The sequence below is a fragment of the Paenibacillus sp. MY03 genome, assembly GCF_002165585.1.
In the GTDB taxonomy this organism is placed as follows: Bacteria; Bacillota; Bacilli; order Paenibacillales; family Paenibacillaceae; genus Pristimantibacillus; species Pristimantibacillus agaridevorans.
Window position 1 is genome coordinate 1 of sequence record NZ_MXQD01000020.1, and the last position, 13,117, is coordinate 13,117.

General features: G+C 55.5%; 10 protein-coding genes. 1 reads left to right on the forward strand and 9 read right to left on the reverse strand.

The window, feature by feature from the left end:
- Nucleotides 1-283: 283 nt before the first annotated feature.
- The 5 genes from B1748_RS18355 to ftsE all read right to left on the reverse strand — a co-directional run bounded on the left by B1748_RS18355 (nt 284) and on the right by ftsE (nt 6,162).
- On the reverse strand, nt 284-1,621 hold the full coding sequence (locus B1748_RS18355; protein WP_087569392.1) for a PDZ domain-containing protein: 1,338 nt from the start codon (nt 1,619-1,621) through the stop codon (nt 284-286).
- Nucleotides 1,622-1,707: 86 nt separating this feature from the next.
- Complete coding sequence (locus B1748_RS18360) at nt 1,708-3,141, reverse strand: S41 family peptidase (protein ID WP_256975753.1); 1,434 nt, start codon at nt 3,139-3,141, stop codon at nt 1,708-1,710.
- 187 nt (nt 3,142-3,328) lie between these two features.
- Nucleotides 3,329-4,555, reverse strand: a complete 1,227-nt coding sequence (locus tag B1748_RS18365) for a murein hydrolase activator EnvC family protein (protein ID WP_256975754.1) — start codon at nt 4,553-4,555, stop codon at nt 3,329-3,331.
- Between the two features lie 13 nt (nt 4,556-4,568).
- Nucleotides 4,569-5,486 carry a permease-like cell division protein FtsX gene (gene ftsX / locus B1748_RS18370; RefSeq protein WP_087569395.1) on the reverse strand — a complete coding sequence of 306 codons (918 nt, stop codon included), beginning with the start codon at nt 5,484-5,486 and terminating at the stop codon, nt 4,569-4,571.
- The gene (gene ftsE / locus B1748_RS18375) at nt 5,476-6,162 is read right to left on the reverse strand and encodes a cell division ATP-binding protein FtsE (RefSeq protein ID WP_087569396.1); all 687 of its coding nucleotides are present in this window, start codon (nt 6,160-6,162) and stop codon (nt 5,476-5,478) included. Before ftsE ends, ftsX begins: the two co-directional genes overlap by 11 nt.
- 262 nt (nt 6,163-6,424) lie before the next feature.
- Here ftsE and B1748_RS18380 point away from each other — a divergent pair, with 262 nt between their 5' ends.
- Entirely contained in the window at nt 6,425-7,867 is a 1,443-nt protein-coding gene (locus tag B1748_RS18380; RefSeq protein WP_179215663.1) for a VanW family protein, read from the forward strand.
- Nucleotides 7,868-8,100: 233 nt separating this feature from the next.
- On the opposite strand, the gene argH is transcribed toward B1748_RS18380, so the two are convergent.
- The 4 genes from argH to B1748_RS18400 all read right to left on the reverse strand — a co-directional run bounded on the left by argH (nt 8,101) and on the right by B1748_RS18400 (nt 13,114).
- Nucleotides 8,101-9,516 (reverse strand): argininosuccinate lyase, encoded by a 1,416-nt coding sequence (gene argH, locus B1748_RS18385; protein WP_087569398.1) that lies wholly within the window; start codon nt 9,514-9,516, stop codon nt 8,101-8,103.
- 136 nt (nt 9,517-9,652) lie between these two features.
- On the reverse strand, nt 9,653-10,891 hold the full coding sequence (locus B1748_RS18390) for an argininosuccinate synthase (RefSeq protein WP_087569399.1): 1,239 nt from the start codon (nt 10,889-10,891) through the stop codon (nt 9,653-9,655).
- A gap of 39 nt (nt 10,892-10,930) precedes the next feature.
- The gene (gene argF, locus B1748_RS18395) at nt 10,931-11,887 is read right to left on the reverse strand and encodes an ornithine carbamoyltransferase (protein ID WP_087569400.1); all 957 of its coding nucleotides are present in this window, start codon (nt 11,885-11,887) and stop codon (nt 10,931-10,933) included.
- Between the two features lie 36 nt (nt 11,888-11,923).
- Nucleotides 11,924-13,114 (reverse strand): acetylornithine transaminase, encoded by a 1,191-nt coding sequence (locus tag B1748_RS18400; RefSeq protein WP_087569401.1) that lies wholly within the window; start codon nt 13,112-13,114, stop codon nt 11,924-11,926.
- Nucleotides 13,115-13,117: the final 3 nt, after the last annotated feature.

A 13,117-nucleotide genomic window follows, 5' to 3' on the forward strand; every position in this document is an offset into this window, starting at 1 on the left:
TACTCATCGGGCTGTAACCCGATTTTTTCGGGCTACAGCTCCAAAAAGCGCCACACATCGGGCTGTAACCCGATTTTTTCGGGCTATAGCTCCAAATGGCGCCACTCATCGAGCTGTAACCCGATTTTTTTCGGGCTACAGCCCCAAATGGCGCTACTCATCGAGCTGTAACCCGACTTTTTCGGCTTACACCGCTTTCGTATTCGCTCGCATCTCATGTCCACGTTCAGTCTTATCCATGCTGTCTTAACGGAACAGCATTGTGTCAGCCTCTCGGTGCCCGTCACGCCTGCACTTTCTCTTCGCCGCCGACAGCTCCCACGGGAGAAGACTTCGCGCCTCCCCGTCTATTCGATGCCCGGCGTCCCCTCAACAGCTCCATTAACGAAGAAGCCCCGTCTGCCGCATAGAAGTTGGCTCGTTCATCAGGGGCAAGAATAACGCCCAATTGATGATGCTCGCCTGCGTAACGCGCACGTTGCGCGAACTTGGGTTCGCCGCCCACCGTAAGAACCTCCAGCTTGCAGAAGGCTGAATTGGCCCCGAGCGCCCCGTATAGATCTTCTTTAGTGGACACTCGCATTCCGTTAACCTTGTAAATCACTTCCCCTGCCGACAATCCCATAGCCTCCGCCGGCGTTCCCGGGACAATGCCAAGTATGCGAAGACCGCGCGCATCGTGCACGTAGAGAGGCTCACGGCGCGCCTCCATGGCCTTACTCCTCCATACAAGCGCCTCATGCAAGATGATCGACAATACTGCCGCGATCGGCAGCAACGCAGACTGCCACCAGGCTGCCAGTGCCGCACCACCCAAGATGACGCTATAGAGTAGAAGGCCCTTGGCCGCATGTCTTGCCTTGGCAGAGGGCAGCAGCGATCTTGTCATCTCGGTAAAGCCGATAATCATGGGCAATGCCACGAGCGTCCAGCCCTCTGCTCCTGTTCCTCCGAACAACGTGGGCCATGGCAGAGAAGCGCTCGCTGCGGCCGACGCCCCCGTCTCCGCCGATACCGGAGTCAGCAGCAGCAATGGGACCGGCCAAAAGCCCTGAAGCATATAGCCGCCCACCAGCTTGCCTCTCTTGCCCTCCAAAAACAGCGGCGTCGACAGCTTGTCGCCTTGCAGACGGACTAACAGCGCTTCCGCCAGATGAAGCATCGCCACTAGCAGCAGCAGGCCTGCCGCGTCAATTCGGGCCAACGACGCCGCCATCGCTCCGATTCCATCTTCCCGCTCCGCCAAGGATGTGAAACCCGCTATCCATTGCAGCAGTGTCACTACACCGGCGCTATACGCGAAGCACAGATAACGAATGCGCGCCAGCATAAGAAGCGCAGCGATCCCCCACAACCATAGCACAGCCGATGGGGAGAGCGACGCACCAATAAAGACAGATATAAGGGATAGTCCCAGTCCGACCAATAAACCTGTGACGACCGCCCGCAAGGCCATTCCCTTCCAATCATGAAGCTTGACCGCGAACAACTGCCTCTCTAGCCGCATCTGTCTTGAATATTGAAGAATGATAAATAATATAGCCAAATAGAAGAAGGGGCCCGACGCCAGCTGCAGCGCCGCCGATCCCAGCATGTCCGCTATTGCACGAGCTGTCTCCAATTCCTCCACTCCTCGCCTCGCACTAAAGTAAAAGGTCAGCTCCGCTGGCGCGAAACCGACCTTTGTACCATTCGACGCGTTCGTCGCTATTTCCTGCTTACCGCCCGAACGGCTTCCAGCAGTTGAACATCATGTTCCTTATTTTGAATCCACTCGATGACGGCCTGCTCCAGCTTCTGAGCCGTCTTGGTATCTATCTCGCCTGTGGACGGCAGTCCTTTATCGTTCTGGAACTTTCGAACCGCGCTCGCTGTCTCATCGCCGAAGTAGCCGTCCTCGCGCTTAGGCTCATAACCGAGACCATGCAGCATAATCTGGGCGCTGCGAACGGCCTCGCTGAGCGTATCTTGCTTCAGCGTCTCTTGCAGCGATATTCTGGCCACCGTATACAGATCTGGCGGCTCCACGACAAGATCCGGCTTAATGCCTTTCTCATGGATCCAATTTCCATTTGGCGTCAACCACTTGGCGATCGTCATCTTAACGAGGCTGCCGTCGCCGAGAGCCTTGTTGTAGCTCACTTGCACAGTCCCCTTGCCGAACGACTGCTCGCCGATTACCTTGGCGCCGGCTGCTTCCTGCAAGGCTCCGGCCAAAATTTCGGACGCGCTTGCGCTGCCCTTGTTCGTCAGAACCGCGATGGGATAAGACTTTGCCTCGCCGCCCTTGGCCAGCGTCTTGTCGCGATTGCCGTCGCGATCCTCCACCTGAACGACTGTCGTGCCTTCCTTCATCAGCAGCTGCGATATTTCTACGACGATTGGCAATACGCCGCCCGGATTATTGCGCACATCCAGGACAAGCCCCTTCATGCCGCTCTGCTCCAGCTTCGCCAGCTCTTCCTTGAATCGCTTGGCCGTGTGCAGAGAAAATTGCCGGATCTCGATAACACCCACGCCATCCGGTCTCAGCGCCCCATAAACCGTCTCCACATCGATGTCATCCCGAATCAAGACGAGCTGGATCGGCTCCGTTACTCCGCTGCGTTGTACAAGCAGCTTCGCCTTCGTTCCTTTTGGTCCGCGGATCTTGCCGACAGCCTGCTGCAGGTTAAGTCCCGCCAGACTGTCGCCATTAACGGAGATTAGCACATCCTTGGCCAGCAGGCCCGACTTCTCTGCCGGCGAACCTTTAATCGGTGCGACAACGACAATCTTGCCGTTTTCGGTCGTCACCTCTGCGCCGATGCCCGTAAAAGAACCTTCAATGGATTCGGAGAAGTGAAGCGCATCGTCCTTCTCCATATAGACGGAGTACGGATCGTCCAGCGCTTCCATCATGCCGCTGACAGCGCCATCCAGAAGCTCTTCCCGCTCCACCTTCTCGTAATATCTGGTCTCGATCAGCTCGAGCACCGCATTGAGCTTCGCCAGCTCTTCCTTCTTGAAGCCTGGGGTAACGCCAGCATCCGCGGCCGCCGCGACGACCTTCTTGCTCCCTGCATCCGGAATAATAAGCCGATCGGCAATCGTCATTGTGACGAGCACGGATGCGATCATCGTCAGCAATACGAACGTCATTACGGTTCTTCCTTTAAAGTACATCCGGTACACCACCTTATCGATTTCCCGTTTGTGACGGCCCCACTATTATATGACAAGCCGATCACAATTATTTACAGGAGGCTTATTCGAAAGTCATATGGACAACAAGGGCAGCCCTCTTGAGGGCTGCCGCTTGTCACTGATGAGATATGGATGATGTCAATTATTTCAGATAGCCGCCCGGATTGACGGGCACTTCGTTCTTGCGCACTTCGAAGTGGAGATGCGGTCCAGTGGAATTGCCCGTGCTGCCAACCTCGGCGATTTTATCGCCTTTCTTCACTGTGTCGCCTTCATCAACCAGCAGGCCGCCGTTGCGGATATGGGCGTACAATGTCCACAATCCGTTGCCGTGGTCGATGACGATACAATTGCCGTAGGTGCTCCATACTTGCGAGATAATGACCCTTCCGCCTTCGGCCGCATAGATCGGCGTACCGGATGGAGCTCCGAAGTCGATGCCCGTATGGGTATGCTTCTTGCCCGAGATAGGATGAACCCTGGTTCCGAAGTTCGACGTTACCCGATAGCCCTGTTTGATCGGCATGCCCAGCTTGCCGCCAGAATAAGGATTCTGAATGCGGTTCTTCTCCGCTACGAGCTTCGACCTCTTGGCGGCTAGCGCCATAAGCAGCTTCTCCTGCTCCTCGCTGATTTCCTCCAATTGATGCAGTGTCTCATCGAGCTGCTGGAGATTGGCATTATAGCTCGCGATGAGCACTTCCTTTTCGGATTCCTTCTTGACGAGCTCTACCTGCTGAAGCTCCAATTCCTGGAACAAAGCTTGAATATCGGCATATTGTTGCTCGATCAAAGCTTTCTGCTGTTCGGCGGTTTCCTTGTCCTTTTTGTGCGCCGCCAACGTTTCGCGATCGGAATCCAGAATCGTCTGGATCGCATCGAAACGGTCCAGAAAATCCCCGAAGCTGTTAGAGCTGAACAATACATCCATATAAGAAACGAAGCCGTCCGTATACATCACTCGCATGCGAGACTCCAGAAGCGCTTCGCGCTTGACGATTCTCTCCTGAACGGCATCGAGAGCAGCGCCGGCTTGCAGCAACTCGGCTTCCTTCGCGTCCACCTGTTCCTGCGTCTTCTGCTTCTCGACGGCAACTCGGTCGATTTCCTTCATCAGGCTCAAAATCTCGTTTTGGAGATCCGCTTTCTTAACCGTCAAGCTCTGCTTTTGGGATTCCGCCGACTTCGCATCCTTGGCTGCGTTCGCCGCCGTTCGTTCGGCTTCCTTGATCTGTTTGTTCGCGGCCGCAATGTCCCTTTCGATCTGCGACAACGACGCGGCCTGGACTTGTCCGCCGTTACCCGAAGGCTGGATCAGGAATACGGTTAACAGCGCTGCTACGAGCAGCCATGCTCCAGCTTTTCTCATATACATGCTTCACCTACACTTTCAAGTACTTTCGAATCGAGATGGTGCTGCCGAGCATTCCGATCAAAGTTCCGATCACAAGGATCAGCCCGGCGGTCAGCCAACCAATTTCCTTGATCGGCACTAGCGATATCAACATGAGCGACATATCCAACTGGGTCAAACTGATAATCTTGCTGTAGCCAAACAGTACGGCGCCTGTCGTCAGAGCAGAGCTTATAAAGCCGATCATCGCTCCTTCGACGAAGAAAGGCCAACGTATAAAAGCATTCGTCGCGCCTACCAGCTTCATGATTCCAATCTCTCGGCGACGGTTAATAATAGTCATCTTGATCGTGTTGGAGATAAGCAGCATAGCCGTAACAGCCAGACCAATCACGATGCCGAAACCGATATTGCGTACTGCATTCGTCACCTTGAACAACATCTCGACCGTTCCTTGGCCGTACTTGATCCGGTAGATCGGACCCGTCTCGTCCGCATCGTTGATTGCTTGGATCTGCGCGGCTACATCGTCAACGGTCTGCGGATCGTACACTTCTATGGTGAAAGATACCGGCAGCGGATTGTTTTCATTATTGTAGCCTTCCAGCCAATCGCCGTTCTCTTCGCCCATCGCCTCTCGCAAGATCGACAGACCATCTTCCTTGGACACGAACGTTACCTTGCTGACTTCCTGAATGTTGCCGATCTTGTTCTGCAGCTCCGTTACCTTGGCTTCCTCAACGGCCGTCTGCAAGAATACCCGGATTTGTACCCGGCTCTCGATCTGATCCGCCATGGAATTTACGTTAACAGCAAGCAAAATGAAAATCCCTAGTATAAACAATGAGATAAAGATAGAGCTCATCGATGCAAAAGACATCCAGCCATTACGCAAAATATTTTTTGCGCCTTCCCTGAAGTGGCGCAGGAGCGTGCTAAACTTCATAGCCGTACTCCCCTCTTGCCTCATCCCGAACGATATTGCCGTCTTCAATCGCAATAACCCGTTTGCGCATGCTGTTAACGATATCCCTGTTGTGCGTGGCCATTACAATCGTAGAGCCTCTGAAGTTGATCTCTTCCAGCAAATTCATAATCCCCAGCGAGGTCTCCGGGTCGAGATTGCCCGTGGGCTCGTCCGCGACGATAACCGACGGATTGTTCACTATTGCCCGGGCAATCGACACCCTTTGCTGTTCGCCGCCCGATAGCTGCGATGGCACGCTGGCGTGTTTATGCTTTAGACCTACGAGCTCCAGCACTTCCATGGTGCGCTTTTTAATAATGCGCCGCGGCGCTTCGATCACTTCCATCGCAAATGCGACATTTTCATATACAGTAAGCTTGGGCAACAAACGGAAATCTTGAAAAATAACGCCGATATTTCGTCTCACATAAGGAATCTTGCGCGGTTTGAGCTTGCCTATGTTGAATCCGTTGACCGAAATCTGCCCTTTTGTCGGTATTTCCTCCCGATAGATAAGTTTCATGAACGTAGACTTGCCGGCTCCGGAAGGTCCTACGAGGTACACGAATTCGTTGCGATCTATTCGAACGGAAACCCCACGAAGAGCATGCGTTCCATCTGCGTATGTCTTCCATATGTCGTGCATTTCGATCACTTTATCACATCCTGTATGTAGTCAATTTTACTATTTCGACAGCTTGCGGCTAATTCCTTCAACAGCGGCGTCATTTCCTCTTTTTTCACTTTTCTAATATTTAAAGGATTTGTCGAATACCCCCTACATATATTTGGAAATTAGCAGGTCTGCCCCGCATATACATGAAAGGATGCATGGAGCTGTGCCTGATTGTCGGCGCCCCGTCGGAACCTGCGTCCGAAGCTCCTTTATTAACGAACAGGAGAGTGTTTCCCATCCCATGAAAAAGTTGCGTTTTACGTTGCTTACGTTAACGATTCTCCTGCTTGCCGCCGTTGCCGTAACAGGAGCGCTGCTCTGGCAATATGCCGAACAGGATTCTGTTCCCGAGGGGGTGACGATTGGACGCATCGAGCTCGGAGGCATGCCAATCGCAGATGCAATCGAGCTGCTCTCCCGCTACGAGAAATCTTTGCAGGATAGAACGATCACCGTTCGGGCCGGAGAACCCGCAGGCGACAGTAAGAGCTGGACGACCGCAGAGCTCGGCTACCGCGCCGAATTCAGTGAGGCGAGGCTGGCGTTATTAAAGCTGCGTGAAGGCAGTTGGTGGGATCGGGCCGTCTATCGCTACCATTTCCCTAAACATTATTCGCTCTCCCAGAGCTGGAATCGCGATATTTTCGATGCAGCCGTGCGCAAGCAGTGGAGTTGGATGGAGAAGGGGGAGCCGCAGGACGCAAAAAGGGAGATCACTCCTGACGACAAGGTCGTCTATACGCCGCATCATAATGCGTATCGATTGGAGCTGGATTCCCTGCTGCAGCAAGTGGACGAATGGGTGGTGCTTGGGGAACGCGAGGTCGGTGAGCGGATAACGGGCAGCTTAGCCGACTTGGAGGCCGAGCTGCCCTTGAAGACGGTAGAGCCCGACACCACTCTGGAAGAGCTTAAGGCGGAGGGCATCGACCGAAAAATCATGTCTTTCTCCACCGACTTCGGCACCAGCGCGGAGGGACGCGCCCATAATGTGACGGTAACGGCGGAAACGCTAAACGATTGGCATCTGGCCCCCGGGGAGACGTTCTCCTATGCGGAGCTTATCGCCAAAGCTGAGCAGGAGCACGAATACCGGGAAGCGCCCGTTATTCTCAACGGCAAGTTCGTGCCGGGCATCGGCGGCGGCATTTGCCAGGTATCGAGCACGCTCTATCAAGCCGTATTAAGAGCCGGACTCGACATCGTAGAACGTCGCAACCACTCGTTGCCTGTCGCCTACCTCCCGCTAGGCCATGACGCCACCTATGCCACGGACGCCATCGACTTCAAGTTTCTTAATTCGACCGGCAAACATCTTATTATTCGCACCGTCGTGGAAAATCGCAAATTAACCATCAAGTTATTCGGGACAATGCCGGAGAACGTCGCCTATGATATCGAGTCCGTGACCATCAAGACGGTAGAGCCTGGCGCGCAGCAGAAAGTAAACCAGGGACTGGCGGTAGGCGAGCAGCGGGTCGTGGAGAGAGGCAAGCCAGGGTATGTCGTGGACACCTTCCGTACGCTGATTGAGGACGGCAAAGAGGTGTCGCGCGAGCGAGTTTCCCGCGATACGTACCGCGCCCAGCCGACAATCATCGAGGTAGGGCCATCCTCGCTGACGTCTACGCCATCCCCGAGCATGCCCGGCACGAAGGAACCGATCGTGGAGGATGGGATATGAGAGGCGGTTAGCTGGGGCCTCGATTTAAGCCGAGAAGGGCTGTATCTGCCGACTTTGCCGTTCTGGCCGACAAACCGCCCTCTAAACGCACCATTTTTGCCGGCTTTGTCGGTCTCTCAGACAAACTGTGTACCCGCGCCAAAAAGGCGCTTCATCGCGAAGCGCCCTCACTTGCATGTCAATGGTTATGCAGGCTGCAAAGCAGCTTAACCAATACTTGCTATTCCTGCAGCTTACTTGCTGCGTTCCAAATATTCCGCTACCCACGCCGACGTCCCGGCCAGCGCCGTTTCGGCGCGGCCGATCGCGTCCTCGACCTGCGGCTTCGCCGTGCCGCCATAAACGTTGCGCGCGTTTACGACCTGCTCCGGCTGCAGCACCGCATAAATGCGGTCGTCGAACAGCGAGGAGAACTGCTTGAACTCGTCCAGCGTCAGATCCAGCAAATATTTGTTCTGCTCGATGCAGTACAGAACGGTCTTGCCAATGACTTCATGCGCCTGACGGAACGGCAATCCTTTGCCCACGAGGAAGTCGGCGATGTCCGTGGCGTTGGAGAAGTCCTGATTCACTGCCTGGCGCATCTGCTCCTTGTTCACCTTCATCGTCGCGATCATCGGGGCGAACAATTGGAGGGCACCCTGAAGCGTCTTCACGGTGTCGAACATGCCTTCCTTGTCTTCCTGCATGTCCTTGTTGTAAGCGAGCGGCAGCGACTTGAGCACCGTCAGCAAGCCTACAAGGTTGCCGTATACGCGTCCGGTCTTGCCGCGCACAAGCTCCGGCACGTCCGGGTTCTTCTTCTGCGGCATAATGCTGCTGCCCGTGCAGAACGCGTCATCCAGCTCCACGAAGCGGAACTCCGTGCTCGACCACAGAATGAGCTCCTCGCTGAGGCGCGAAAGATGCATCATAATGATGGAGGCGTGCGACAAGAACTCCAGGATGAAATCGCGATCGCTTACCGCATCGAGGCTGTTCTCATAGACGCTGTCGAACTTCAGCTGACTCGCCACGAAATGCCGGTCGATCGGAAACGTTGTGCCCGCCAGCGCGCCTGCGCCCAGCGGCAGTACGTTGATGCGCTTATAGCTGTCCTGAAGACGCTCGATGTCGCGGCCGAACATGGATACGTACGCCATCAAGTGATGCGCGAACAAAATCGGCTGCGCGCGCTGCAGATGCGTATAACCGGGCACGATCGTGTCCGTGTTGGCTTTCGCCTGCTCGACCAGCGCGGTTTGCAGCTTGTGCAGCATGTCGACGAATTCCACGACGCGTTTGCGAAGCCACAGATGCATGTCCGTTGCGACCTGGTCGTTCCGGCTGCGGCCCGTATGAAGCTTGCCGCCGACCGTGCCTACGTCATCGATGAGCGTTTTTTCGATATTCATATGAATGTCTTCATCGCCGATCGAAAATTCGATGTCGTCGCGCTTGATGCGCTGCAGCACCCGATGCAGGCCGTCTTTGATCTTCTCCACATCGTCCGCCGGCAAAATGCCCTGCTTGCCCAGCATCGTGACATGCGCGAGGCTGCCCTGCACATCCTCCTCCGCCAGCTCCTTATCGAACATGATCGAAGCTGTATACTCCTCGACCAACTGGTCCGTTTTCTTCGTAAATCGCCCACCCCATAATTTGCTCATGCGTGACTCAGCACTCCTTCCGATCGTGAACTTCCGGTTATATCTGATATAAAAGAGGATCGGACATGGCGGACGGAAGCCTGCCTGCGCAAGCTTCCGCCGTCTGTCCGGTCCATTACTCTATAGGGTCCCGACTCTACTCGCCTTTGCTTTGCTCCACGCCCGACGATACCTTTAGGCGCAGCGCGTTCAAGCGGATGAAACCTGTCGCGTCGCCTTGATCGTACGCCTGCGAAGGATCGGCTTCCATCGTCGCGATGTCCGGGTTGTACAGGCTGACCGGGCTCTTGACGCCGGCGCCGATGACGTTGCCTTTGTACAGCTTGAGGCGAACGACGCCCGAGACGTTCTTCTGCGATTCCGCGACCAGCGCCTGCAGAGCAAGACGCTCCGGCGCGAACCAGAAGCCGTTGTACACGAGCTGGCTGTATTTCGCGATCAGGGAGTCGCGAAGATGCATCACTTCGCGGTCCATCGTGAGCGACTCCATCTTGCGGTGAGCCGTGAAGAGGATCGTGCCGCCCGGCGTCTCGTATACGCCGCGGCTTTTCATGCCGACAAAACGGTTTTCTACCATGTCCACGCGGCCGATGCCGTGCTTGCCGCCCAGCTCGTTGAGCTTCTCCATCACTTCAAGCGGGCTCAACGCTTCGCCGTTCAGCGCCACGCAGTCGCCTTGCTCGAATGTCAGCTCGACGTATTCCGCTTGGTCCGGAGCGCGCTCCGGCGATACGCTGAGGACGTACATGTCTTCGTTCTCTTCGGCGCTCGGATCGAACCATGGATCCTCCAGCATGCCGCTCTCGAAGCTGATGTGCAACAGGTTGCGGTCCGTGGAATACGGCTTCGCCGCCGATGCCGTAACCGGAATGCCGTGTTTCTCCGCATAAGCGATCATCTCGGCGCGGCCCGGGAATTGCTCGCGGAACGCTTCCAGACGCCATGGCGCGATAACGCCGATCTCGGGAGCCAGAGCCGCCGCCGTAAGCTCGAAGCGCACTTGGTCGTTGCCTTTGCCCGTCGCGCCGTGCGCGATCGCCGTTGCGCCTTCCGCGCGCGCGATATCCACCATGCGCTTCGCGATCAGCGGACGCGCGATGGACGTGCCCAGCAAATATTGGCCTTCGTACAGCGTTCCGGCTTGGAACATCGGATAGATGAAGTCCTTCGCGAATTCCGCGCGCAGGTCGTCGATGTATACTTTGGAAGCGCCGGTAGCCAGCGCTTTTTCCTCCAGACCGTCTAGCTCGTCCTTCTGTCCGATGTCGGCCGTAAACGCGATAATTTCCGCGTCGTACGTTTCTTTAAGCCATTTCAGAATGACAGATGTATCCAAACCGCCGGAATAGGCCAGCACGATTTTTTCCTTCGCCATTGTTCTCTTACTCCCCTTCAATCTTGGTTTTCGTATGAATTAAGACATGATAGCCGCCATGATCGCTTTCTGCGCATGGAGACGATTCTCAGCCTGGTCGAAAATAATGGACTGCTTCCCGTCGATAACGCTCTCGCTGACTTCTTCGCCGCGATGCGCCGGCAGGCAGTGCATGAACAGGTAGTCGTTGTTCGCGTATTTCACAAGCTCGTCGTTTACCTGGAACTTCTTGAAGGCAACCTCGCGTTCCTTCTGCTCGGCTTCTTGCCCCATGCTGGCCCATACGTCCGTATAAATAATGTCCGCTCCGTCTACCGCTTCCTTCGGATCGCGGCAAATCGTGATGCGCGCGCCCGTCTCCGCCGCGTTGGCTTTCGTCTGCTCGATAATGTCGGCATCCGGTTCGTAGCTTTCCGGCGTCGCGATCGACATATGCACGCCAAGCTTGGCGGCTCCCATCATAAGGGAGTGAACCATATTGTTGCCGTCGCCGATGTACGCCATCTTCAGGCCTTCCAAGCGGCCCTTCTGCTCGTAGATCGTCTGGAAGTCCGCTAGCGCCTGGCAAGGATGGGACAGGTCCGTCAGACCGTTAATGACCGGAATCGTCGCTCCGCGCGCCAATTCAACAACCTTGCGATGTGCGAACGTGCGAATCATGATGCCGTCCAGATAACGCGACAACGTCTGCGCCGTATCCCAGATCGTTTCGCCCCGGCCGATCTGCAGATCGTTCCCGCTCAGGAACAGCCCCTGCCCGCCGAGCTGGTACATCCCTACCTCAAACGATACGCGCGTGCGCGTCGACGACTTCTCGAAAATCATGCCAAGCGTCTTGCCCTTCAGAATATGATGGGTCTCGCCGGCCTTCTGCTTTTTCTTAAGATCGATCGCCAGATCGATCAGGTAACGCAGCTCCTCCTGCTTGAAATCGACCAGCATAAGGAAATCGCGGCCTTTCAGGCTCTGCGCCAATTCTTCGTTAACGACTTGCATGGATGTTCCCTCCTTTAATGCCTCTGCTATTCCCAGTTATTTTGCTGCCTCGAGCAGCTCCGCTAATATCGATACCGCGATATCGATCTCCTCGCTAGTCACCAGCAAGTTTGGCAGTAAACGAATAACGTTTGGCCCTGCCGCTATAACGAGCAATCCGCGATTCTGCGCCTCTGTCAGCACGTTCGCCACGGGTCCTTCGCATTCAATGCCGACGATGAGTCCAAGTCCTCTAACTTCCTTTACGAAAGACGCGCTCGCAAGCTTATTGCGAAGTTGCTCCATAAGATAAACGCTCTGCTCCGCAGCTCGCGCAGGAAGCTCGTCGCCTACAATCGTCTCCAGCGTCGCCTTTACCACAGCCGTCGCGATCGGCGTGCCGCCGAATGTCGAGCCATGGCTGCCTGCCGTGAAACCTTCGCGCAGCTTTTCCTTGGCGACCATAGCGCCGACCGGGAAGCCGCTGCCAAGCCCTTTGGCCAGCGTAAAGATATCCGGCTGGATGCCGTAGTGCTCGTATGCGAACAATTTGCCCGTCCGTCCTATGCCCGTCTGAATCTCGTCCACGACGAGGAGAATGCCTTCGCGTTCACACAGTTCTGCTACTTGCCGAATATAGTCCGCATTCGCCGGATGGACGCCGCCCTCCGCTTGCACCAGCTCCAGCATGACCGCAGCCGTTACTCCGCTAATCGCGGCTTTGAGCGCCTCGATGTCATTGTAAGGGATCGTCTTGAAGCCTTCCGGCAGCGGGGCGAAACCTTCCTTCACCTTCGCTTGGCCCGTCGCCGTCAGGGTCGCCAGCGTTCTTCCGTGGAATGATTGTTCGAACGTGATGATTTCGTAGCGCCCGTTCTTGGCCACCAGTTGCTGGTAACGACGGGCAAGCTTAATCGCAGCCTCGTTCGCCTCCGCGCCGCTGTTGCAGAAGAACACCGCGTCGCCGCAGCTGTTGTCCGTCAGCAGCTTGGCCGCTTCCGCCTGATTCGGAATTTGGAACAGATTCGATACATGCCACAGCTCGTCAAGCTGCTTCACCAGCGCTTCCTTGATTCGCTTAGGAGCATGCCCCAAATTCGTGACGGCAATACCGCTCATGAAATCCAAATATTTGTTACCCTTGTCGTCCCACAGCCAGCTTCCTTCACCCTTAACCAGCGCCATAGGATAACGCGCATAGGTAGGTAGCAAGGATTGTGTAGCTACCGCCTCTATCGTATCCGTCATCTT

Coding starts and splice junctions, on each gene's coding strand:
- B1748_RS18360 (WP_256975753.1), bottom strand. CDS start 3,141: ATGACGTTCGTATTGCTGACGATGATCGCATCCGTGCTCGTCACAATG.
- B1748_RS18365 (WP_256975754.1), bottom strand. CDS start 4,555: ATGAGAAAAGCTGGAGCATGGCTGCTCGTAGCAGCGCTGTTAACCGTA.
- ftsX (WP_087569395.1), bottom strand. CDS start 5,486: ATGAAGTTTAGCACGCTCCTGCGCCACTTCAGGGAAGGCGCAAAAAAT.
- B1748_RS18380 (WP_179215663.1), top strand. CDS start 6,425: ATGAAAAAGTTGCGTTTTACGTTGCTTACGTTAACGATTCTCCTGCTT.
- argH (WP_087569398.1), bottom strand. CDS start 9,516: ATGAGCAAATTATGGGGTGGGCGATTTACGAAGAAAACGGACCAGTTG.
- B1748_RS18390 (WP_087569399.1), bottom strand. CDS start 10,891: ATGGCGAAGGAAAAAATCGTGCTGGCCTATTCCGGCGGTTTGGATACA.
- argF (WP_087569400.1), bottom strand. CDS start 11,887: ATGCAAGTCGTTAACGAAGAATTGGCGCAGAGCCTGAAAGGCCGCGAT.
- B1748_RS18400 (WP_087569401.1), bottom strand. CDS start 13,114: ATGACGGATACGATAGAGGCGGTAGCTACACAATCCTTGCTACCTACC.